The sequence below is a fragment of the Stenotrophomonas sp. STEN029 genome, from assembly GCF_056760015.1.
Genome location: NZ_JBRREC010000013.1, coordinates 36,272 through 58,749, shown reverse-complemented (window position 1 = coordinate 58,749; position 22,478 = coordinate 36,272). Strand labels below are relative to the sequence as shown.

The window sequence follows — 22,478 nt, the reverse complement described above, 5'->3', positions numbered from 1 at the left end:
AGTTCCCATTGAACCGCCCTCTTCTGCGACGGCCACGGATCACGGAACCTGCGTAGGTCCGGTGGCAGTGACCGGCGAGATCCGTGCTGATCTGGGGACGTGACATATCAGGGATCATATGAAACGCACCGGAACCAACTCACCAATATTCACTTGATGGGTGAATATTGGTGCGTGCAATACAGGGACTCGATCAATAGATTCAGGCACAGGATCATCGTCCCGCCACATGAGGTCCGCGCAGCCGATCCAGCTGCGTCGCCCGAACCTGTATATGTTCGTATACCCAGTCAGAGCCGAAGATCAGTCCCCCAAACCCGTGATCTGTTTGACGGACTGGCCAGAGATTGCCACTTCGAGTGCAGCTCACATGGAGAAGATCCTGGGTTCCGCGCTGAGATCAGAGATACGAAGAAGATTCCACGCAGGAATGCCGGTTCCATTGCCGCGGACCAAGCCCAGCAAGGGTGTCAACATCAATCTGTCGGCAGGCGAGTCCCTCAAGGTGCTGGTGCACAATGAAATGGTTCGAAGCCGGGTCACCCACGAGGCGCTGGCGAGAAGCCTGAGCATTCCCACGCCATCGTTGAAGCGGGCGCTGGACCTGCAGCAGCCAGCGGACGTCGACCTTCTCTCCAGCATGGTGGCAGCCATAGGCAAACGACTGGTCGCCTACATCTCGTAATCCGCATTGCTGGCGAGCAGGTGCGGATTCCCGAAGCAGGCACCGGGCCGGTGGACGATCGCGCTCACCGCCCGCTTTCGGGCACTGTGTCGGGAGCATCTGCGAGGTCGCTGGCAAAGTGCATGGAAACCGTTGTTCCGATGCCAACATCGCTGTGCGCGCTGACACTTCCCCCCGCACGCACGAGCAGGTCTTGCACAACGGACAGACCAAGCCCGCTGCCCTGCCCCCGGGGCTTGGTGGTAAAGAAGGGCTCGAAAGCGCGTGCCAACACTTCTGCCTCCATGCCTGTGCCGGTGTCAGCAAGATCCAGCACAAAACGACCGCCATCGTTTCGTGCCCGCAGAGTGAAGTCGCCACCAGCGGGCATCACGTGATCCGCGTTCGCGGCCACGTTGAGGACCATCAGGTCGAACTGCATCCGGTCGAAGAACACAGGCGGCAGATCAGCTTCCAGTTCCATGTCAACGTTCACCTCCGGTCCCATCAACTGCCGCACCATTGGCAGGAGCGCCTTCAACGCTTCACCGGGCTCGAACCACTCCTCGATCCCATCCTCATGGTGCACCAGGGACAGCAGCCTGCGCGTCATCAGATTGGCACGTGCCAGCGCCGAATCCACGCCAATCAGGGACTCGCGCATCCGCACGCCATCATCGCTGCGTAGACCGCTGTGTACGTAGCCGCCTGCAACCGCCAGGACGTTGCCGAAGTCATGGGCGACGCCACTTGCAAGCCTGCCGACGGCCTCCATCTTCTGTGCCTGGACCAGCTGCGCGAAGGTCCTCTCGCGCTCAGCCATTTCTTCGCTCAGACGCTGGTTGGCAGTATCCAGCGCGTCCCCGCGCCGTCTTGCCTCGAGAAAGCTCTCACGCAGCGCTGCCGAACTTCGGTCAAGTACGACCGCGATCATCAGGAACATCGCTGTACTGAAGGCAGCGTCGCCCAGAAGCGCAGCCGCTTCCCCCTGACGGCCAATGTCGACCCATATGCCCAGGAAGAAGGCCATGGTGATGCACAGGAACATCAACCACAGCGCCACGCGCCCGACAATCAGCGCCGCGATAGCCAGCCAGATCGCCAGTACGGGTTGATCAAAACGCTGCGCTCCAAAGCCGGAGCTCAAATACGCAGGAATCAAGGTCACGCTGAAGATGCATAGCAATGCATATGCTGCGGCCTCAAACTTCCCCTTGCGAATGAGGAAGAAGCTCATCGCCGAAACGCAGATCACGGACAGGCTCAGCACCATGCTGGTCACTTCACCGGGTCGCCAGGGAATGTCCACCAGGAATGCCCGGTAACACCAGGCCGCCGCCGGCAATGCCGCCAGAAGAAAGGCGATCAGCTGGAGCATGGGCGCATTGCGCCGATTGACCGGATCGGCGATGGGTACGTCACGCAACCATTCCAGCAAGCCCCGCCATAGCCGCGGGCCGACGCCCCACACGCTTTCAGCTGGCACCGACAGTTTCTTGTCCATCCCTGATCTCTTCGCCTTTCTCTCCGTCCGACATTAGGATGGAACAGTTGCCAGCAACTCTGCAAAGGGCGCGGAGCCGGACTGCCGAAGGCAGAGATTGTCTACAGGAGCAGGAGATAGCCGATCCCGCGGACCGTGGTAAGCGGCAACTCGCTTCCGGTCGTGGCGTGGACCTTGCGTCGCAGGCGATGGATCAGCATTTCAAGGCGGTGGAGATCGAAGTCCTCTCCTCCGCTGCCCAGATGCTGGAGGACAAGGTCCCGTGCCACCACGCCTCCGTTGGCGTCATCCAGCATGACAAGGAACAGGCGCTCCCCCTCGGACAAGGCCACCTCTGTCCCCGAAGGCGACAAGAGGCGCCAGCCCTGTGCGATCAAGCCCCATCCTGCCCGGGCTGGATCACGCGGAAGGGGTGTGTGCATACCCGGTGACGTCCGCCGCAGGACGCTGCGCACTGTGGCGGCAAGCACATCGATATTCACCGGCTTGGAGAGATAGGCGTCCGCCCCCTCTTCCAGCCCGCGAACGTGGTCCTCCGAGCCGCGCCGACCGGTCAGCATCACAATGCCCACATCACCAAGCTTGCGCAGATGCTGCGTGACCATGAAGCCACTCTCATCCGGCAGGCCGACGTCCACGATGAACAGATCATGGGGACGGAGACTCAACGCCCGGTACAAGTCCATTGCACAGCTCACGCCATGGACCTCGAAGCCCGCCTGCCTCAGCCCGGGAACAAGGATCTTCTCGCGCAGTTCATCGTCGTCCTCCACCACCATTACGGACAGTTTTTTTGCTTGCTCCTGCATGCCGTCTCTACGCGGTGACAAGCGCGCATGATCGCACCTGCCGTTGGCCACGTCATTTCATCCCGAGAGCCGCAAAGCCGCGTCGTAGCGGCCATCAGCGCTGGTTGCGGTAGTGCTCAACCCATTCCAGGGACTGGTCGATGCCGCCAAACGGGAAGATATGCAGGCTTACGGTTCCATGCGCTTCCGTCAGCCCGCGGGCCAGGCGCTCAACAAACCGATCCGGCCCGGCCGTTCCAAACAGCTTGCCGATCGAGATGCCGTACTTGGACCAGATCGACGCGCTTGCACTGACACCACACATCGCCGCATAGCGCGCGAGCACGGCAATCCCTGCTGGGCCTGGCACCCCTACCCGCACTGGCTGACCGATGCCGCGCTCGCGCAGCGCGGCCAGCCACCTCAACACGATGTCGGCATCAAAGCCAAACTGGGTGACGATCAGCGGTGCCATGCCACGGTTCTCGATGCTGCTGCACTTTCGTTCGAGCACCTGCCAGCGCTGGCTTTCACTCATCACCGGGTGACCTTCAGGATGCCCGGCCACGCCAACAAGCTTGATGCCTGAGCGTTCCAGCACACCGGTTTCAATCAATGACGCGCTATCGGCAAACGGTCCCTTGGGGCTGGGCGAATCCCCGGCAATCACGAAGCAACGCTCCACACCCGCCTCATGGACCGCCCGGGCGATGAACGACTCCAGCTCAGCGAGCGAGGCGATTCGGCGCGCCGGTATATGCAGCTGGGGCTCAAAGCCCAATCCGCGAACTGTCGCGGCAGCGGCCAGTCGGGCGGCATTGTCTTCACCCGGCAGGTAGGGAATGAAAATGGTTGAGCCGGGCGCTATCCGGGCAGCAGCTGCAGTCAGCGCTGGAATGGCCTTGGCGCCAACTTCCAACGAGTAGCCAGCAGTGATGTTGTTCGGAAGGCTATGCATGACGGGATGATTCAAAGGTATTGCAGTGGTGGCTTTCGATTCAGCCCCCCACGCGCTCTGATCGAACGGGCGAGGCAAGGCGTGGTTCCATGACGTTATTGCTCGGGGTTCAACCAACCTATCTGGTTGCTTGCTCCTGCCCAATAGTCGAGGCAGCCACAGCGGTTGAGTGCCGGGCCAGCTCGATGAAGGCGCGCACGTAATCGATGCTGGTGTCCGTTTCACGCGCGCCGAGGAAGATCTGTTTGGCGATCCCGCGTGCGCCCAGCCGCACCGGCACCACGTCCATCCTGCTTGCATATTCTTCCACCAACCAGCGTGGCAGCGCGGCCACGCCGCGGCCACTGGCCACCATCTGCACCATGATGTCGGTGGTTTCGATGGCTTTGTGCCGCAGGGGAGTGATGCCTGCCGGCAGCAGGAACTGGCTGTAGATATCCAGGCGCTCGATGTCCACCGGATAACTGATCAGGACCTCGCGGGCCAACTGCTGCGGCTTCACGTAAGCCGCCGACGCCAATGGATGGTCCTTGGCCACGACCAGCACCTGCTCGTAGTCGAACACAGGCTCGAACTTCAGGCCCGGCTTGAACAAGGGGTCGGGCGTGACCAGCAGATCGATCTCGTAGCCGAACAGCGCACCGATACCACCGAACTGGAACTTCTGCCTGACGTCCACGTCCACGTCCGGCCAATCAGCCAGATAGGGCGATACCACCTTGAGCAGCCACTGGTAGCAGGGGTGGCATTCCATGCCGATGCGCAGTGCACCGCGCTCACCCTGCGCGAACTGACCCAGGCGCTCTTCGGCCAGGTCCAGCTGTGGCAACACCCGGTTGGCCACCGCCAACAGGTACTGCCCGGATTGGGTGAGCCGCAGGCTTCGACCTTCGCGCAGCCAGATGTCGGTACCCAGCTGCTGTTCCAGCTTGCGGATGCTATGGCTGAGGGCTGACTGGGTCAGGTTCAACACGCCCGCGGCCGCAGTCAACGAGCCCTGCTTTTCGACCTGCTGGACGATGCTCAGATGGATGCGCTCAAGCATGTGAATGAATTTTCTTCATGGAATCGTGAAATTAAACCATTTTACCTCATGGAAATCTGTAACTAGGATCGAACCTCACCAGCTGCTCCATTCAGCTGACTGACGATCCAGCCGCCATGAAGGCAGAAATGACACACCCTCCCCCACTTCGCGTCGTCGCCGTTTCCGGCGGGCTGCAGCGCCCCTCCAAGGCCGCAGCCCTGGGCGAGCATCTGTCGAAGCTGATTGCAGCCGAGGTTCACTGCGAAACCCAGCTCGTCGAGCTGGGCCAGCTAGCCCGGCACATGGCCGGCACGGTCAGACGCAGCGAACTGCCCGATACGGTGGAACTCGGACTGGCAGCAGTCGAGCAGGCGGATGTGCTGGTGGTGGCGACGCCGGTCTATCGCGGCTCATACACGGGACTCTTCAAGCACTTCTTCGACTTTATCCATCAGGACGCATTGATCGACACGCCGGTTTTGTTGGCCGCCACCGGCGGTAGCGAGCGCCATGCGCTGATGATCGACCACCAGCTGCGGCCACTTTTCAGCTTCTTCCAGGCACGAACCTTGCCGCTGGGCGTGTACGCGACCGACAGGGACTTTGCCGGTCACACGCTGCACAACGCGGAGCTGCTTGAACGGGCCAGGCTGGCGGTTCAACGCGCGTTGCCGGTCATCGAGCTGACACGCGGCACCGAAGCACGCCCCACCAGAGCCATCGTCGCTGCCTGAAAGCGAACTCCCCTGCCGCATCAGCGCAGCGCTGTGCCGGCCCCTATCCGCAGAACCTACGGTAGTGCACCGCCATGAAAGACAGTTTTGAATTCAGCCTCAAGCGCATCCGCTTCGATGAAAACTACCAGCCATTGGACAGTACGCGGCTGACAACCAACTTCGCCAATCTGGCCAGGGGCAACAGTCGCCAGGAAAACCTGCGCAATACGCTGAGGATGATAGACAACCGGTTCAACAGCCTTGCCGGTTGGGACAACCCGATGGGAGACCGCTATTCCGTTGAGCTTGAGATCATCTCGGCCGAGATGGACGTACCGGGCGCAGGCCAGACCGATGCATTTCCGCTGATCGAGATACTGAAGACAAGCATCGTTGACCGTCAGACCAAGACACGCATCGAAGGAATCGTTGGCAACAATTTCTCGTCCTACGTGCGTGACTATGATTTCAGTGTGCTGTTGCCGGACTACAACAGCAACCGGACAGCTTTTTCCACACCGGATGATTTTGGCGACCTGCACGGAAAGCTGTTCAAGCACTTCGTGAATTCGCGCGCTTACAAGGAGAACTTCAACAAGCTGCCGGTGATCTGCATCAGCGCATCCAGCAGCAAGATCTACCACCGCACCGCCAATCACCACCCCGCGCTCGGCGTGGAGTACCTGCAGAACGAGCTTTCCTCAACCGATCAATACTTCGCGAAGATGGGAATGCAGGTCCGCTTCTTCATGCCGCCGGACAGCGTTGCGCCGCTGGCGTTCTACTTCTTTGGTGACCTGCTGGGCGACTACACCGACCTGGAGCTGATCGGCACCATCAGCACGATGGAGACCTTCCAGAAGATCTACCGGCCCGAGATCTACAACGCCAACTCTGCGGCAGGAAGTGTTTACCAGCCCAGCCTGAAGCACCAGGACTACTCCCTGACAAAGATTGTCTATGACCGTGAAGAACGCAGTCAGCTGGCGATCAAGCAAGGACGCTTCACCGAAGAGCATTTCATCAAGCCGCACCGGCAGACGCTGGAACGGTGGGCCGCTGCCTGCCCGCTCTGATCACTCCAAGGAAAATGAATCTACCCGCCATGAAGAAATTGTTGCCTACCTCAACCGCCGGCAGCCTGCCAAAACCCATCTGGCTTGCCCAGCCCGAGAAGCTCTGGTCACCGTGGAAGCTGCAGGACGAAGAGTTGCTTGAAGGCAAGCAGGATGCCCTGCGTCTATCGCTGCACGAACAGTTGCAGGCAGGAATCGACATCGTCAGCGATGGTGAGCAGACCCGCCAACACTTCGTCACCACCTTCATCGAGCACCTGGATGGTGTTGACTTCGAAAAACGCGAGACGGTACGGATCCGCAACCGCTACGACGCCAGCGTGCCAACCGTCGTGGGCGCCGTCAGCCGGCAGAAGCCGGTCTTCGTCGAAGATGCCAAGTACCTGCGCCAGCAGACCAGGCAGCCGATCAAATGGGCGTTGCCTGGGCCGATGACGATGATCGATACGCTCTACGATGATCACTACAAGAGTCGCGAGAAGCTTGCCTGGGAGTTTGCCAGAATCCTCAATCAAGAAGCCAGGGAGCTGGAGGCAGCGGGCGTCGACATCATCCAGTTCGACGAACCGGCCTTCAATGTCTTCTTCGATGAAGTCAATGACTGGGGCGTTGCCGCACTCGAACGCGCCATCGAAGGACTCAAGTGTGAGACCGCCGTACACATCTGCTACGGCTACGGCATCAAGGCCAACACTGATTGGAAGAAGACCCTGGGCTCGGAGTGGCGTCAGTACGAGGAATCCTTCCCGAAGCTGCAACAGTCCAATATCGACATCATCTCGCTGGAATGCCAGAACTCGCATGTTCCCATTGATCTGATCGAGCTGGTACGCGGCAAGAAGTTGATGGTGGGTGCAATCGACGTGGCCAGCAACATCATTGAAACCCCAGAGGATGTAGCGAGTACCCTGCGCAAGGCACTGCAGTTCGTGGATGCGGACAAGCTCTATCCGTCCACCAATTGCGGTATGGCACCGCTGCCTCGGCAAGTGGCCAGAGGCAAGTTGCATGCACTCAGTGCCGGGGCAGAGATCGTTCGTCGCGAACTAGTGGCCTGAACTACGTAGCCCGGGTAAGCGCAGCGCACCCGGGACAAGGATTTGGCGGCCGCCAAAAGCTGGCTTCCGGGCCAGCTTCGGGTATTCGCCAGATTGCAAAGACTTTGCGTTACGTTGCAGGCCATGGTCAGCCGCGCGCACGCCGGTAGTGCACGGCAACTACGCCGTTGTGCAACGGCGTCGATGAAACCAACTCCAGCCGTCGCGTCTTGGCCAGCCCGCGCTGGTAAAGCGTCGGGCCGTGCCCGGCAATCCTGGGGTGAACGAGGAACTTGTACTCGTCGATCAGATCCAGCCGATCCAACTCGGTAGCGAGCATGCCGCTACCGAGCAGCACGCCAGCCGGCGTCGCCTCCTTGAGCTTCTGCACGCTCGTGCGCAAGTCCCCGCCGATGTGGTGGCTGTTGGTCCAAGGGAACGCTGTTCGCACCGACGACACCACGTACTTCGGCTTGACCTCCAGCCCGATCGCCCAGTCACGCATCGCCTGCGTGGCTTCCACTTCGCCGCGAGCAACTGCCGGCCAGTAGCTCTCCATCATCTCGTAGGTGACCCGTCCCCAGAGCATCGCCCCGGCTTCATCCATAAGGCGACTGAAGAAGGCGTGTGTCTCGTCGTCGGCGATGCCCTCCTGATGGTCGATGCAACCGTCCAGGGTGATGTTCAGGCTGAAGGTCAGAAGTCCCATGCGAGCGTGCTCATGGTTGGGCGTTCCACTGGATTGTCGCTCGTCGGCGGACGCATTGCAGTACCGGGCTGGTATCCCTGTCGCAATCAGCCTGCGCTTGCTTGCACTCCGGCAACTGACGAGGCGAGGATGATCTGGGCAACATAGTAGAGGGGCAGTCCCCAGAGCTTGTTGCTGGCACCCGGTGCGACGAAACGATTGCGGGCAACAGCGATGTCGGAGATCGCGAACATCACCGCACCAACTGCAAGCCGCCACGTTCCGGAGGCAGCGCTTGCGGCGATCGCCAGGGCGCACATGGCAACGATAGCTATCACGTACGCCACAACCGCGACGCGATAAAAGGCTTTCAAATAGCTCCAGAGCCACGCGATTACCGCGATTCCAAGACAGCCGATGACGGCGAACGCTATCGCCAGCGTCGTGCTGGCAAAGGGCAGCGATGCAAACGCTATCGCATAAGCCACATGCGCAAGCAGGAAGCTGGCCAAGCCAAGCAGGAAAAGCTGGCTCTTCTGGGACAGCAGCAAGACGTCCCCTACCCACCCAAGCCCCAGTCCGACCAGGATCAATTGACCATAGGCAGATGCTGTCGCGTCGAGCTGAAGTGCCAAGGCCAGGAATGCCGTACTGGCGAGGATCTTCAGCAAAACTTTGCCAAGCTTCCAGCCACGGTACTCGCAGAGGACCAGGACGGCACAGGCAGCAAGGCAAACGACGATTGTGGAGCCTGTTGTGGTCACCATGGTGGTCTGCGTTTCCCCAACGCTTTTATAAAAGGCGGATGCTGTCGGCTGCTTCATGGCAGCCATGGGGCAAACAATTTCCCCGCCGACGATTCACCAAGCTTGCCTTGGCCAGCACCTGATAGGCAACCGACCCGACCGATGGGCGTTACATGGTGTCGCACCCGCCTGGGCACGCCCATCACATGCTTGCGCTATTCTTCGACCCAGGACGCACGCTCCAGAACTCCACATCGCCCAGCCACGCCGTCAGGTCGCCGCCCGCATGTCCAGAGTCGATCCAACTGCTGCCGACGAAATGCCTCCGGGAGTCGCCGCGAGACGAACACTCCGCTGGTGCAAGGGGGAGCGGAGCACCATCGTCGACAGCGTAGCCGAGGAAGTGCCCGTTGCGATGCATTACAACGGTGTGCCCTTCTCGGTAATGATGACCACACCTTCAGATCTTGAAGACCTGGCGCTGGGCTTCTCGCTGACCGAAGGTCTGATCACCGATGCGGCCGAGTTGATCGAGATCGAGGTAAGCCCCTGCATCGAAGGCGTCGAACTTCGCATGCAGGTGGCCAGCACAGCACCTGCTGCCTCCCTGCAAGCCGCTTCTGCCCGTGCATTACCTGGCCGCAGCGGCTGCGGCTTGTGTGGCGCACGACTGCTGGAGGACGTCATGCGGCTTATACCGCCAATCGAGAGGCCCTCGACCTTTCCGCTTGCTTCACTGCGGTTGGCCCTGTCGTCGCTTCCCAGAATGCAGCCCATGAACGTGGCTACCGGGTCCACCCATGCTGCGGCCTGGGTGCAGGCGGATGGTCGGATCACGCATGTTCGCGAAGATGTCGGCCGGCACAATGCATTGGACAAGCTGGTGGGCGGCCTGCGGCGTGGTTCCGTATCGACCGACGCCGGCCTGGTTCTCATATCGAGCCGGGCCAGTTATGAAATGGTGAGCAAGGCGGCGCACGCTGGCATGGCGGTTGTTGCTGCCGTTTCCGCGCCGACAGCACTTGCCATCGACCTGGCGAGCGCGGCCGGCATCTGCCTGATCGGTTTCGCCCGCCGTGACCGATTCAACGTGTACTCACATCCAGAGCGATTGCTTGGATTTGACTAGGGAATGCCGAGGCATAGGAGGCAGCGAACAGGCCAAAGCCAGAGAAGCCCGTTCTGGAAATCACATGAAGCCAACATTCATACGCTCAGTGTTGCAACCATGGCTCGGAGTGCCGCGTTGACCGGGATGAAGTCCGGTTGCTACCACCCGGGAGGTCCGCTTGATGATCACTTCGTCTCGACTTGATTCTGCGTTGCTGGCCAAAAGCAGCCTTTCAGGCCCGCATCGCAAGTGACCAGATCGGATCGTCCTGGCCGGACCACGGATTCAGGCTGTCCCTCCCCTTCCTTGATGTGCCAATACAAGAGTGAGACATCACCATGAGCGAGAAGGACGTCCCCGGTATTCGCAAATACGATGCTCCGGCAGGCGGCTGGGGGGCGCTGCGGGCAACGGCCAAGGCGATCAGTGATCAGATGGCCGCCCCGGAAGCTGCGATCACGCTGTTCCGGACCAACAAGCCGGAAGGCTTCGATTGCCCCGGCTGCGCGTGGCCTGACCGCAAGCACACCTCGACCTTCCAGTTCTGCGAGAACGGCGCGAAGGCCGTGACCTGGGAAGCCACCAAGAAGCGGGTCACCCCCGAGTTCTTCGCGGCAAATACCGTTTCTTCACTTCTGGAAATGACAGATTTCCAGCTGGAAGACCAAGGGCGCCTGACCCATCCCTTGGCCTATAACCCGGACAAGGACATCTATGAGGCGGTGGAGTGGGATGAGGCGCTCAGCCGGATAGGGCAGATCCTGCGCGAACAGCCAGACCCGAACATGGTCGAGTTCTACACCTCCGGGCGCGCCTCCAACGAGGCTGCTTTCCTCTACCAGATCTTCGCTCGTGAATTCGGGACGAACAATTTCCCTGACTGCTCCAACATGTGTCACGAAGCCACCAGTGTTGGCTTGCCGTCATCGATTGGGATCGGCAAGGGCACCGTCTCCCTGGATGATTTCGACGCCTGCGAGCTGATCATTTCCATCGGACACAATCCGGGGACCAACCACCCCCGCATGATGGGTACGCTGCATGAGGTTGCACGCCGCGGCGCTCCCATCATCGTGCTCAATCCACTGCGCGAACGCGCCCTGGAACGCTTCGCCGATCCGCAGGACCCGCTGGAGATGGCGACGCTCGGGGCAACGGAGATCGCCTCTTCCTATCTGCAGCCGCGCATAGGCGGCGATGCCGCCGCACTGAAAGGCATCATGAAGGCCCTGCTGGAGATGGACGCTGCCGAGGGCGGAAACGCCGGCATTCTGGATCGCGCGTTCATTGAAGAACACACCCGGGGATTCGACGCCCTCGCCAAAGACCTGCAGGCGGCGAGTTGGGACGGAATCGTGTCCGAATCAGGCTTGCTTGAGGACGACCTGCGCAAGGTCGCCCAGGCCTATGCCAAGTCCAACGCCACCATCATCACCTACGGCATGGGGATCACCCAGCACAGCACGGGCACCAGGAATGTCCAGCAGATTGCCAACCTGCTGCTCCTGCGTGGCAACTTCGGCAAGCCCGGCGCGGGAATCTGTCCATTACGTGGGCACTCCAATGTGCAGGGGGACCGCAGCGTCGGCATCACCGAAAAGCCCAGCGTCGCGATGATCGACCGAATCGAAAAGCGGTTCGGCTTCCGCGCGCCAGGCGAGCATGGCCACGATGCCGTTGCTGCGATGCAGGCCATCATCGAAGGCCGCTCGACCGTCCTGATCTGCCTCGGCGGAAATCTGGCAGTCGCGCTACCTGATGGCGACGCCTGTTTTGCTGGCATGCGTAACCTGGAGATGTCGGTACACGTTGCGACCAAGCTCAATCGTAGTCATCTGCTGGTCTGCAAGAACACTTTCATCCTGCCCTGCCTCGGCCGAACCGAGCTGGACATTCAAGCCACCGGGCCGCAGGCGGTCACCGTGGAAGATTCGATGTCGATGGTGCATGCATCGCGGGGCAAGCTGAAACCCGCCTCTGAGCAGTTGCGTTCGGAGCCGGCAATCGTTGCTGGCATCGCCAACGCAACCCTGCCATCGAGTCGCGTGCAGTGGATGGAAATGATGGCCGACTATGACCTGATACGCGAAGCCATCGAAGCGGTGTTCCCCGATTTTTCGGACTACAACGCCAGGATCCGGATTCCCGGTGGCTTCCGCCTGCCTTTGCCACCTACCGAACGCATCTGGCGCACCGCATCGGGCAAGGCCGAGTTCCTCCGCTTCCCGGGACTGGCTGAAGACCCGAAACCCGTCGACAACGCAGTACTGAGGCTGGCCACCATCCGCAGCCACGACCAGTACAACACCACGATCTACAGCCTCGATGATCGCTACCGGGGCGTCTTCGGCCGCCGCGATGTCGTGTTCATGAACGAAGCAGACATGAGCGAGCGCGGGATCCAGCAAGGGGATCGGATCCGTATCAGGACGGCGCTGGACAACGAGGACGACAGGGTTCTGGAAAACGTCATTGCCGTCAGCTACCAGATTTCCCGTGGCTCGGTAGCGACGTATTACCCGGAAGGGAACTGCCTTATCCCATTGAGCTACATCGACCCTGCCAGTGGCACGCCTTCCTACAAATCAGTGCCGGTGCACATCAGCTTGGCGTAGCCACGCTCGCGCCTTCGGACGCGTGATGGTTGAAGACTGTCAGGCCGGCGGCTTCAAGCCGCGTTGCTATTCCGTGCGACGTCAGGTTTCGGCTACCGAAACCCCCTTCACTGCCGTGAAGGCCAGGAACTGGTGGATGGGAAGCGCCTTCGCGTAGAGCCAGCCCTGCCCGAACTGCACACCGGAATGCTTCAGATAGGCTTCTTGCTCCAGCGTCTCGATCCCTTCGGCGATGACCGTCAGCTTCAGTGCATGCGCCATGTTGATGATGTGATCAGCAACGATGCTCTGCGCGGCATCAGCACCGATGACGCAGGTAAAGGACTTGTCGATCTTGAGTGCGTCCAGCGACAGGCCTTCAAGCAGGGAGAGGCTCGAATAGCCGGTGCCGAAGTCATCAATGGTGACCCGATAGCCGAGGGAGCGCGCATTGCCGATTACCGCGGCAGCCGCTGTTGCATTGATGAAGCCGCGTTCGGTGATCTCCAACCAGATCTGCTGCGGCCGGAGACCTGCCTTCGCTACCGCTGCATTCAAACCATGAAGGAAACACCCGCTCTCCATTTCGTTGGCGGGGATATTGATTGAGAGATGGGCATCTTCCTGTCCGCGCAGGTAGTGGCCCATCTCTGCCACACCCACATCGATTACCAGGTCGGTCAGCGGTGAGATGAGACCGGTTGCCTCCGCCAGCGGAATGAACTGGTCCGGGGAAGCTATCGGCGTACCTGGTCGCTGCCACCTGACCAGCGCTTCGGCTCCGATGCACCGTCCATTGGCCAGGTTGATGATGGGCTGGTAATGAACCACGAATTCCCTGTTCCTGATCGCCAACTCCAGCGTCTTCGCCGGCGACAGTTGCTGCCTCGACACCCAGATGATGAGGCCGATCAGTATCAGCGAGATTGCCGCGCCGATGGGAAGCAGGTAACGCCATTCCAAGCCTGCGGTGGCCCCGGTTAGCGCGGTGTCAGTCAACGCAAAGGCAACGAGGCCAGCCACCGGCCGGGAGGAAAATGCGTATTGACCGCCAGTGCCCGGCTGGTTGCCCGCAAGCAGCATCTGAATCACCTGCGGCTGGACGACGCCAGAGGCTTCGAGAACCCGCCCGTCACGACTGGCAATGCCGTACACGACCTGCGTAGTGATCACCAGGTCGGTAAGCCGGCCCGGGGTAATCAGCACCCCGTAATCGCCGCGTCGGACCTCGACCCGGGGCTCCCCCCTGAACAACCTCGGCAACTCGGCATACGAAAGCGTGCTGCCGTCGCCAAGATCCAGGTCCGCATCACCGGCCGGCACCGGCGGCGATATCACGCCAAGCCGGGTGCATACCAGTTCTCCGTCCACGAAATAGCCCAGGTCCTCAATGCTGCGCGCGTCGGCAACCACCTGGCCCATCATCTTCAGGTGTGCGGGCGAGCAGTCGGTAGGACCAATGCTGCCTGCGCGTACAAGTGCGCGCTTGGCATCATCGAGTGTACGTTCGGTGCGCTTTGCAGTGGATGCAGCAACATCGTCCAGGTGCTGTTGCTGTGCGCCCAGCGCCTGCTCGCGCTGCACCCATGACACTCCGATCAATGGAAGAACACCCGCCGCTATTGCCAGGACGCCGGCGGCGAGCAGTACCGATTTCCTTCTCATGCAACTCCGCCGTGTCGGCATGCGTCCAGTTCCGACAGCGTACCGCAAAGGCGCCATGCGGCGCCGGCAGTGGCCTTGTGCGAACAGCGTGCCTCGGTTCGGTCAATAGCGCAGCGCGCACGGTTCCAGCATCTGCCCTGGCACCAGGCCCGAGGCCGCGGGCAACAACGTGTCCAAGCGGGAACTTGTGCCCCCCCGCGGAACGCAATCTGTTGGACCAACCGCAGCCATAGTTTCGGCAAGCAACCTGTCCGACGCAGATCCCGTAGCACCATCCCATCGAGCACATTGCCCGGCCGCTGCGCAGCAAACCGGGAATGGCCAGTCATCCAACCATCGCATTCATGCGTCCGCACCGATGTCCTTCGTTTCATCGGTGCGGACCTGTCATCAGGGCGACGGGCTGCCGCCGATCGAACTTCCGGATGATGTACAACGCGTTGTTGGCCCGCGGCAGTGATTGCGCTGATCCGCAGAGGATCCGCCACTGTACTGATCGCTGTACATCGACTGGGAGGCACCTTGCTGGCCGTAACGTACCTGCAGGCCGATGCTGTTGCTGCGCGTTGCATTGCGCCCCTGTTCGTGGCCAAGCAACAGCGAGAACATCCAGCCGCTGTCAAATTGCAGGTCCATGCCTGCACCCAGTGCGAACATATCGTCGTTGTAGCTGCGCATTGCCAGGATGTAGTCGGTGCCCTGCGGCCGCTGCACGTAGTTCACCGAAACATCGCCGCGGTTCTCCAATGCGCTGCGGTACTCGACGCTCCAATGCGGCCGCCAGTTCAAACGCTCGCGCTTGAATGTAAGGCTGCCTTCCAGACCTACCGCCAACGCACTGTTGTCTACCTGCTGCCGGCCATAGACCAGGTCGTATACGCCAAGGCCAGCCTCTCGGTAACCATCCAACGTAGCGCGGTGGCCATCGTAGCGACCGTAACCCGTGACGCTCATTCCGGAGGGGCTGCGATGCTCATAGCCCAGGGTCAGCGACCCGAACCACTGATCGCCCTTGCGGCTGGCATGCGCGCTCGCAGCAACCGTCTCGCTCCAGCGGGTGAGATCGAAATCCAGCCTGCCATTGGCCAACATGCCATCGACGAACATGTGTTCTCCAAGCCGCCACAAGCCATAAACAGCCAGCGAATGCTGGTCTGCGTCAACCTTGGACGGCGTGCCGTCGAAGTCGGTGCCTTGCTTGCCCCAACTGCCTGCCATGCCGAGCAGTACGTCTTCTCCAACAGCACGGTCAGCGCCAAGCGTGATGCCGCCTGTGTTGAAGTCGAAGCCGCCACCCGCACGTCCACCACGACCGGCGCTACCGAAGGTCGCCGTACCCGCCAACCACAGACCCCAGCCTTCCGGCAGTGCAGGCAGTGCCGCTTCGGCGGCGCGTCCGACCGGCATCGTCAGGCCAGACGCACTTTGGCTACCGGCATAGGCCAGCGCGAAATTGAAGTTGCTGTCATTGCTGCCACCACGTACCTGGCGCAGGCGGTCACGGATGTTGTCACTCTGCACCTGCGCAAACCGCACGGTGGAATCCAGCTGCGCCTGCACGCCGCCACTGACCTGCGCATCACGGGTCGGGTCGGGACGTGAACTCACCGTCAACTGCAGCTGCACCGATGCGGCCGCATAGCTTCCGGATGCCGCCTGGCTGGCAATCAGCATGGCAGTGCCCTCGCCCACCAAGGTGACGGTACGCCCACTCACCGTGGCAACGGCTGGATCGGAACTGGTGAAGCTGAAGGCGCCCGTGCTGTTGCTCTGTGGCTCGGGCAGCTCGAACGTGGGCTCACCGTAGACCTTGGTCATTGCATCCAGCCAGGACAGTTGCGGGATGGCGACAGCAACTGTCACATCCAACCGCACCTGTGCAGCGGCTTGGTACATCGCGTTGCCCGCCTGATCGGCCGTCAGCGAGCAGGTGCCTGCGGCGAGCATGGTCACGCTCGCACCGCCTACGGTGCACACCGTTGGCGTGGTCGAGGCAAACGTCACCGGGTTGCCGGATGCACCGCCGGTGGCGCTCACGGCAAACGTACCGCCCTGCGAATACACCGGTTCGGCCGGGTTGGCGACGAAGTTGCTGATGGTTTGCCCAGCCGCCTGCACGATGAAGCGATAGGCCTGTACGGCGGTAAAGCCATTCGCATCGGCAACCTGCACGCTGAAGTCATAGTTGCCAGCCGCAGTGGGCTCACCGTCTATCTCGCCGGACTCGGTCAAAGCCAGCCCCGGCGGCAAATTGCCGGAAGACAGGGCGAACCGGTACGGCGCAGTGCCGCCACGTGCACCTAGCTGTTGGTGGTAGTTCTGGTCACCGGTCGCCGGCGGCAACTGAGGATCCAGCTGCAGCTGTGGGGCGTTGATGACCAACGTGTAATGCCGGGTGACGGAGAACGGGCCGTTGCCGGTGCTGCTATCCGTTGCGGTGATGTCGAAACTGAAGTTCCCGGAAAGCGTCGGAGTACCAGACAACTCACCGTCGGCGGACAGGCTCAGGCCGGCCGGCAGCGCGGTTGAAGTGTAAATATATGGCGCCGCGCCGCCATCGGCAGATAGCGCCTGCCCATAGGTGTTTGATGCAGTAGCAGCCGGCAGGGTTGCCGGCCCCAGGACCAGCGCCGGGGCAGAGACCGCAATGCTCACTGGCGCCGAAGCGGTGGTGGTGAAAGCATCGGTCGCGGTGTACGTGAAACTGTCGGCACCGGAATACCCGGGGTTCGGGGTGTAGCTGATACCAGTACCGTTGGCGGTCGCCGTTCCATGCGCTGGCGCAGTTACAACTGCGACCGAGGTTGCCTTTCCGGTGATATCCAGATTGATCAGCGCTGCAATGGCACCGTAGTCAACCGACTCGCTCACCGCGCCTACTGCAAGCAACGGTACACCAACCGTGATACTGACCTGCGCCGGTGCCGAGCTGCCGCCCGGACCAGTTGCGGTATAGGTAAAGCTCTCCGGACCGGCATGGTTCGCCGTTGGCACATAGGTCACCACATCACCTGCCACCGTCGCGCTTCCGTGCGTCGGTCCGGCGCTGATTGCAATGCCGCTGTGCACACCGGTAATCGACGTTGATAGATCGATCGCCAGCCCCGTGCTGTTGTGTGGCACTGCGATGCCGCCGAGGTCTGCAGCCACCGGAGCTGCTGGCGTCGCGACGGAGAGGCTCACCGTGGCGACATCGGAAGTACCTCCCGCGCCTGTGGCCGTATACGTGAAACTGTCCGCACCGAAGTAGCCGACAGTCGGCAGATAGGTCACTACGTTGCCGGCAACAGTCGTCGTGCCATGCCCCGGTGCTGTGGCGATCGCGATACTGCTGTGTGGCCCGCCGCTGATCGAGCTGGAGAGATCGATGGGAGTGCTCGTGTTGTAAGCCACGGTGACACCGGACCTGTCGCCCGCGACCGGCTTGGCGATGAAGTTGTAGCTGACGTTGTCCGTGCTTGTCTGTCCAGTGACCACAACAGTCACATTGACCGCACCACTACCTGTAACGGGCGTCGTGACGGTCAGCGAGGTTGCCGATGCGGCCGTCACCGTGCCGGGAACAGAACCAAAAAGCACCTGATTGCCCGCAGCCGTAGCGAGGAAGCCGGTACCGGTGATCGTAACCACCTCCCCCGCCGGACCAGAAGCTGGTGAGATGGCGGTTATCGAAGGCCGCACGTTGATCTGATTGCTTACAGCGCTTCCCAGCGCTGGGTAACCCGGAATCACGCTGCCCGAGTAGATCAATTGCGCACTGCCGGCGCCTGTTGCCTGATAGGTCAGCGTCACGGTACAACCGCCCGCGGGTATCTGCAGGTCATCCAGGTTCACTGTGGACGTTCCCGTACTTGATGCGGAGGCACCACAATTTCCGCCTACCGCCATGCCCGGGAAGAGCAATGAAGCACTCGTCCCCACCGTCGCATTGAAGGAGGGCGTGGTGCTCGCGTTTGGGTTGGTGAAGGCAAGCGTCAGTGTTCCTTCGGAGCCCACAGCCATGGACGCAGGTGCAAAGCTCATGCTGAGACCCAGGCCCTGTGCCTGGTTGATGACGAAACTCTGCTGAGCCTGCGGTGCCGGATTCCAGTTGGTATCACCGGATTGACTGGCATTGATCCGGCAGGTGCCGACGCCGATGAAGGTGACCGTATTGCCAGCCAAGGTGCAGCCGGAGCTGGAGAGATCCAGAGCGTAGTTGACCTGCAACCCTGAGTTCGAGCTGGCCTCGACCGTATATGGTGTGCCTCCTACCGCTGCTGCGGGCGCTTGCGTGGTGAAGCTGATGGTCTGGTCACCCTTGCCAATGGATACCGTGGTGATAGAGGTGTTCGAAGCAGCACTGGCGCCATCAAGAACCCCGACGATGTAGCTGAAGCTACCTGCTACGGTGGGTGTTCCAGACACGATGCCCGTTGCTTGATCAAGCGTGGTCCCAGGCGGGAACGCGCCTGCATACAGGCTGTAGGCGTACGGTGCCACGCCCCCGGAAGCCGGATTGGATTGGTAATAGCTCCCCCCAACCTTCAATCCGGAGGCAGCATCGGCAGTAATGCTCAGTGGGGTTTGATAGGTGAAATCGCCCGCGGAGCTCGCTTGGCTGACGCCACCGAAGGTAGTGACAGTAATACCGGCCACCCCCGCTGCTGCCGCTGGAGTGGAGAAGCTGAGCGTACCAGTGTTGATGACCGTCACCGATCCGGCCGGGATGGTTGCGTTGCCGATCATCACCGAAGTATTGCCAGCGATGAAATCCGTGCCACTGACAGTGACTGTCGTTCCGCCGCTGGTCGACCCGACCGTTGGCGATATCGACGTCAGCGTCGGGGCGTTGAGATAGATGAACTGGTCGGCCGCGCTGGTCGCACTGGTGCCTCCAACAGCAGTCACGGTGACGTCGTAAGTGCCCGCCAGATTGGCCGGTGAGATCGCCGTGATCTGGGTATTGCTGTTGATGGTATAGGTAGCGGCCGTCGCACCAAATTTCACCGCACCGGTAGCGGGGGCTGCGGCAAACCCGGTACCGGTGATGACGACTGCAGTGCCGCCCGCAGTCGGTCCGACGCTTGGCGAAACGGCGCTGACCGTAGGAGGTGCCACATAGGTGAACTGATCCGCCGCGCTGGTAGCACTGGTGCCGCCTGCGCTTGCCACGGTGATGTCGTAGGTACCCGCCAGATTGGCAGGCGCCGTCGCTACGATCTGGGTGTTGCTGATGATGGTGTAGGTCGCGTTGGTACCGCCGAACGCCACCGCGCCCGTCGGGGCCATCACTGCAAAGCCCGTGCCAGTGATAGTGACTGTGGTGCCGCCACCCGTCGGCCCGGCAGTGGGCGAAACCGATGTGACGGTGGGTGCAGCGGCATAAGTGAACTGATCCGCCGCGCTGGTAGCACTGGTGCCGCCTGGGCTCGTCACGGTGATGTCGTAGGTACCTGCCGAGTTGGCGGGCGACGTCGCGGTGATCTGGGTATTGCTGTTGATGGTGTAGGTCGCGTTGGTGGCGCCGAACTTCACTGCACCGGTCGGGGGCACTGCTGCAAACCCGGTACCGGTGATGATCACGGAAATACCACCGCCCGTCGGCCCGGCTGTAGGCGAAACCGAGGTGACCGTGGGCGCAGCGAGATAGGTGAATTGATCCGCCGCGCTGGTAGCACTGGTACCGCCCAAGCTTGTCACGGTGATGTCGTAGGTACCCGCCGAGTTGGCGGGCGACGTCGCGGTGATCTGGGTATTGCTGTTGATGGTGTAGGTCGCGTTGGTGGCGCCGAACTTCACCGCGCCGGTGGGGGACGCTGCTGCAAAGCCAGTGCCGGTGATGGTGACCGTGGTGCCACCGCCCGTCGGCCCGGAAGTGGGCGAAACCGAGGTAACCGTGGGGGCAGCGACATAGGTGAACTGATCCGCCGCGCTGGTAGCACTGGTGCCGCCCACGCTTGTCACTCTGATGTCGTAGGTACCCGCCGAATTGGCAGGCGCCGTCGCCACGATCTGGGTGTTGCTGATGATGGTGTAGGTCGCGTTGGTGGCGCCGAACTTCACTGCGCCGGTCGGGGGCACCGTTGCGAAGCCAGTACCGGTGATGTTGACCGTCGTACCGCCTCCCGTCGGCCCGGCGGTAGGCGAAACCGAGGTGACCGTTGGGGCAGCGGCATAGGTGAATTGATCCGCGGCACTGGTAGCACTGGTACCGCTTGTGCTCGTCACGGTGATGTCGTAGGTACCCGCCGAATTGGCGGGCGACGTCGCGGTGATCTGGGTATTGCTGTTTTTGGTGTAGGTCGCGTTGGTAGCGCCGAATTTCACTGCACCGGTCGGGAGCACCGCTGCAAACCCGGTACCGGTAATGACGACGGAAGTACCGCCGCCCGTCGGCCCGCCAGCAGGCGAAACCGAGGTAACCGTGGGGGGAGCGACATAGGTGAACTGATCCGCCGCGCTGGTGGCACTGGTGCCACCCGGGCTGGTCACGGTGATGTCGTAGGTACCCGCCGAGTTGGCAGGTGCCGTCGCCGCGATCTGGGTGTTGCTGATAACGGTGTAGGTCGCGTTGGTCGCACCGAACTTCACCGCGCCGGTGTGGGGCGCTGCTGCAAAGCCGGTGCCGTTGATGGTGACTGTGGTGCCACCGCCCGTTAGCCCAACGTTGGGGGAAATCCATGTGACCGTGGGGGCATTGACATAGGTAAACCGATCGGCAGCGCTGGTAGCGCTGGTACCGTCCAAGGTCGTGACCGTAATGTCGATCGAACCTGCTGGCAATGCCGGCGAAGTTGCGATGATCTGGGTGTCACTTACGATGGAAAAGCTCGTTGCCAGGGTCGCGCCGAACTTGATGGCCGGCGATGCGGAGCTGAAGCGTGTGCCGGTAATGGTTACCTGCGTGCCTCCAGCGGTGGGGCCGGTGCCGGGTGAAACAGCACTGATTGTTGGTGGCGGAAGATCGTTCACCACCGTTATCTGGAATTCCTTCTCAAGGAACAGCGCATGCGAGTCGGTGGCGCGAACACGCACGGACTTGGTGCCCGCTGCCACCAGCGCGGCATCGTTTATGCGCAGCTCGGAACCGGAGATGTTGAAGCTTGCGTTGTGTGCTGCCAGCCCCGGACACAAGCGTATAAGTGGCCGAATCATTCGGGTCGCTATCAACGGAGGACAGCATGCCGATCAGCGCGTTCACGCCAGCGCTACGGGCCACGGTTGCATTGCCCAGCAAGACGTTGCTCGGAGCAGAAAGGCAGGTCACCTTCGCCTGAACGACGCCGCCCTGCGGCCCGAATGACCAGGCATAGATGGTGAACGTCGGCAGGTTGGTGCTGATGGTATGCGAGTCATGCTGGTTCAGCTCATGACCTGACCACGTGTATTCCTCCAGCAGGATGGCGGAACCTTGCGCGGCGTTGTTCTCATAGAGCGCGAAGCCGGCGCCACTCGCACCATCATTCTGGTTAGCGTTTCCGCTCCCTGAGCTGGTCACGTCATAGGTAATGACATCACCTGGCTCCAAGGCGTACTCCTCCCAGAGATTCTGGTCCACTGGTGTCAGGCCGCCACCCCAATGTGCATTGATTGCGTTGCAACCAGCCGACGCCAAAGCGGGTGCCGACAACGTGATGCCGCTCAGCGCCACCAATAGGCATGCCATCCGGCTGAAGAAGGACCTGTTTGCATATGCGGACAGACTGGGCAGCTGCGCCTGACGCAACGATACGCACACCCAATGCATCAGCCGAAGGACGGCAGTGGCCTGTTTCATTCCATGTTTCCCCTGTCTTGCACACACGAAGAGGCAGTCCACGCATTGGCGGCCTGCCCACTGGATCAACGCTTCAAACCTGCAACATGGAGTGCGACAGGAGCCTGCCACCTTCCCCCTTGGGCTACCCTCAGCCCGGCTGGGC

15 protein-coding genes are annotated in these 22,478 nt (G+C 61.4%); 6 read left to right on the top strand and 9 right to left on the bottom strand.

The features are described 5' to 3' along the window. The first annotated feature begins 370 nt into the window (after nucleotides 1–370). Nucleotides 371–685 carry a hypothetical protein gene (locus tag ACVOLI_RS04855; protein WP_481533754.1) on the top strand — a complete coding sequence of 105 codons (315 nt, stop codon included), beginning with the start codon at nucleotides 371–373 and terminating at the stop codon, nucleotides 683–685. 64 nt (nucleotides 686–749) lie between these two features. Here the strand turns inward: ACVOLI_RS04855 and ACVOLI_RS04850 are convergent, their stop codons facing one another. The 4 genes from ACVOLI_RS04850 to ACVOLI_RS04835 form a co-directional block, all read right to left on the bottom strand. Next, the gene (locus tag ACVOLI_RS04850; RefSeq protein ID WP_481533753.1) at nucleotides 750–2,168 is read right to left on the bottom strand and encodes a sensor histidine kinase; all 1,419 of its coding nucleotides are present in this window, start codon (nucleotides 2,166–2,168) and stop codon (nucleotides 750–752) included. Nucleotides 2,169–2,269: 101 nt separating this feature from the next. Then, nucleotides 2,270–2,977, bottom strand: coding sequence for a response regulator transcription factor (locus ACVOLI_RS04845; RefSeq protein WP_481533752.1), 708 nt, complete (start codon nucleotides 2,975–2,977; stop codon nucleotides 2,270–2,272). A 94-nt stretch (nucleotides 2,978–3,071) separates the two neighbouring features. After that, complete coding sequence (locus tag ACVOLI_RS04840) at nucleotides 3,072–3,914, bottom strand: methylenetetrahydrofolate reductase (protein WP_481533751.1); 843 nt, start codon at nucleotides 3,912–3,914, stop codon at nucleotides 3,072–3,074. Nucleotides 3,915–4,032: 118 nt separating this feature from the next. Further along, nucleotides 4,033–4,959 carry a LysR family transcriptional regulator gene (locus ACVOLI_RS04835; RefSeq protein ID WP_481533750.1) on the bottom strand — a complete coding sequence of 309 codons (927 nt, stop codon included), beginning with the start codon at nucleotides 4,957–4,959 and terminating at the stop codon, nucleotides 4,033–4,035. A gap of 128 nt (nucleotides 4,960–5,087) precedes the next feature. Here ACVOLI_RS04835 and msuE point away from each other — a divergent pair, with 128 nt between their 5' ends. From msuE to ACVOLI_RS04820, 3 genes are all read left to right on the top strand, one after another. After that, nucleotides 5,088–5,675, top strand: a complete 588-nt coding sequence (msuE, locus tag ACVOLI_RS04830) for an FMN reductase (RefSeq protein ID WP_481533764.1) — start codon at nucleotides 5,088–5,090, stop codon at nucleotides 5,673–5,675. Nucleotides 5,676–5,749: 74 nt separating this feature from the next. After that, entirely contained in the window at nucleotides 5,750–6,733 is a 984-nt protein-coding gene (locus ACVOLI_RS04825) for a DUF1852 domain-containing protein (RefSeq protein WP_481533749.1), read from the top strand. A 29-nt stretch (nucleotides 6,734–6,762) separates the two neighbouring features. Next, on the top strand, nucleotides 6,763–7,791 hold the full coding sequence (locus tag ACVOLI_RS04820) for a methionine synthase (RefSeq protein ID WP_481533748.1): 1,029 nt from the start codon (nucleotides 6,763–6,765) through the stop codon (nucleotides 7,789–7,791). A 127-nt stretch (nucleotides 7,792–7,918) separates the two neighbouring features. On the opposite strand, the gene ACVOLI_RS04815 is transcribed toward ACVOLI_RS04820, so the two are convergent. After that, nucleotides 7,919–8,479 (bottom strand): dihydrofolate reductase family protein, encoded by a 561-nt coding sequence (locus ACVOLI_RS04815; protein ID WP_481533747.1) that lies wholly within the window; start codon nucleotides 8,477–8,479, stop codon nucleotides 7,919–7,921. An 86-nt stretch (nucleotides 8,480–8,565) separates the two neighbouring features. Next, complete coding sequence (locus ACVOLI_RS04810) at nucleotides 8,566–9,291, bottom strand: lysoplasmalogenase (protein WP_481533746.1); 726 nt, start codon at nucleotides 9,289–9,291, stop codon at nucleotides 8,566–8,568. 199 nt (nucleotides 9,292–9,490) lie between these two features. Between ACVOLI_RS04810 and fdhD the strand changes: the two genes are divergently transcribed. Together fdhD and ACVOLI_RS04800 are read left to right on the top strand one after the other, a co-directional pair. Then, nucleotides 9,491–10,333: a formate dehydrogenase accessory sulfurtransferase FdhD gene (fdhD, locus tag ACVOLI_RS04805; protein ID WP_481533745.1), complete on the top strand. Its 843-nt coding sequence runs from the start codon at nucleotides 9,491–9,493 to the stop codon at nucleotides 10,331–10,333. Nucleotides 10,334–10,653: 320 nt separating this feature from the next. Continuing rightward, nucleotides 10,654–12,930 carry an FdhF/YdeP family oxidoreductase gene (locus tag ACVOLI_RS04800; RefSeq protein ID WP_481533744.1) on the top strand — a complete coding sequence of 759 codons (2,277 nt, stop codon included), beginning with the start codon at nucleotides 10,654–10,656 and terminating at the stop codon, nucleotides 12,928–12,930. A gap of 81 nt (nucleotides 12,931–13,011) precedes the next feature. Here ACVOLI_RS04800 and ACVOLI_RS04795 read toward each other — a convergent pair whose 3' ends face one another. The 3 genes from ACVOLI_RS04795 to ACVOLI_RS04785 form a co-directional block, all read right to left on the bottom strand. Then, nucleotides 13,012–14,574, bottom strand: coding sequence for an EAL domain-containing protein (locus ACVOLI_RS04795; RefSeq protein ID WP_481533743.1), 1,563 nt, complete (start codon nucleotides 14,572–14,574; stop codon nucleotides 13,012–13,014). Nucleotides 14,575–14,964: 390 nt separating this feature from the next. Next, nucleotides 14,965–21,612 (bottom strand): IPT/TIG domain-containing protein, encoded by a 6,648-nt coding sequence (locus ACVOLI_RS04790; RefSeq protein WP_481533742.1) that lies wholly within the window; start codon nucleotides 21,610–21,612, stop codon nucleotides 14,965–14,967. Next, on the bottom strand, nucleotides 21,551–22,333 hold the full coding sequence (locus ACVOLI_RS04785; RefSeq protein ID WP_481533741.1) for a hypothetical protein: 783 nt from the start codon (nucleotides 22,331–22,333) through the stop codon (nucleotides 21,551–21,553). The genes ACVOLI_RS04790 and ACVOLI_RS04785 overlap by 62 nt, the downstream gene beginning before the upstream one ends. Nucleotides 22,334–22,478 lie beyond the last annotated feature (145 nt).

Coding starts and splice junctions, on each gene's coding strand:
- ACVOLI_RS04855 (WP_481533754.1), top strand. CDS start 371: ATGGAGAAGATCCTGGGTTCCGCGCTGAGATCAGAGATACGAAGAAGA.
- ACVOLI_RS04850 (WP_481533753.1), bottom strand. CDS start 2,168: ATGGACAAGAAACTGTCGGTGCCAGCTGAAAGCGTGTGGGGCGTCGGC.
- ACVOLI_RS04845 (WP_481533752.1), bottom strand. CDS start 2,977: ATGCAGGAGCAAGCAAAAAAACTGTCCGTAATGGTGGTGGAGGACGAC.
- ACVOLI_RS04840 (WP_481533751.1), bottom strand. CDS start 3,914: ATGCATAGCCTTCCGAACAACATCACTGCTGGCTACTCGTTGGAAGTT.
- ACVOLI_RS04835 (WP_481533750.1), bottom strand. CDS start 4,959: ATGCTTGAGCGCATCCATCTGAGCATCGTCCAGCAGGTCGAAAAGCAG.
- msuE (WP_481533764.1), top strand. CDS start 5,088: ATGACACACCCTCCCCCACTTCGCGTCGTCGCCGTTTCCGGCGGGCTG.
- ACVOLI_RS04825 (WP_481533749.1), top strand. CDS start 5,750: ATGAAAGACAGTTTTGAATTCAGCCTCAAGCGCATCCGCTTCGATGAA.
- ACVOLI_RS04820 (WP_481533748.1), top strand. CDS start 6,763: ATGAAGAAATTGTTGCCTACCTCAACCGCCGGCAGCCTGCCAAAACCC.
- ACVOLI_RS04815 (WP_481533747.1), bottom strand. CDS start 8,479: ATGGGACTTCTGACCTTCAGCCTGAACATCACCCTGGACGGTTGCATC.
- ACVOLI_RS04810 (WP_481533746.1), bottom strand. CDS start 9,291: ATGGCTGCCATGAAGCAGCCGACAGCATCCGCCTTTTATAAAAGCGTT.
- fdhD (WP_481533745.1), top strand. CDS start 9,491: ATGTCCAGAGTCGATCCAACTGCTGCCGACGAAATGCCTCCGGGAGTC.
- ACVOLI_RS04800 (WP_481533744.1), top strand. CDS start 10,654: ATGAGCGAGAAGGACGTCCCCGGTATTCGCAAATACGATGCTCCGGCA.
- ACVOLI_RS04795 (WP_481533743.1), bottom strand. CDS start 14,574: ATGAGAAGGAAATCGGTACTGCTCGCCGCCGGCGTCCTGGCAATAGCG.
- ACVOLI_RS04785 (WP_481533741.1), bottom strand. CDS start 22,333: ATGAAACAGGCCACTGCCGTCCTTCGGCTGATGCATTGGGTGTGCGTA.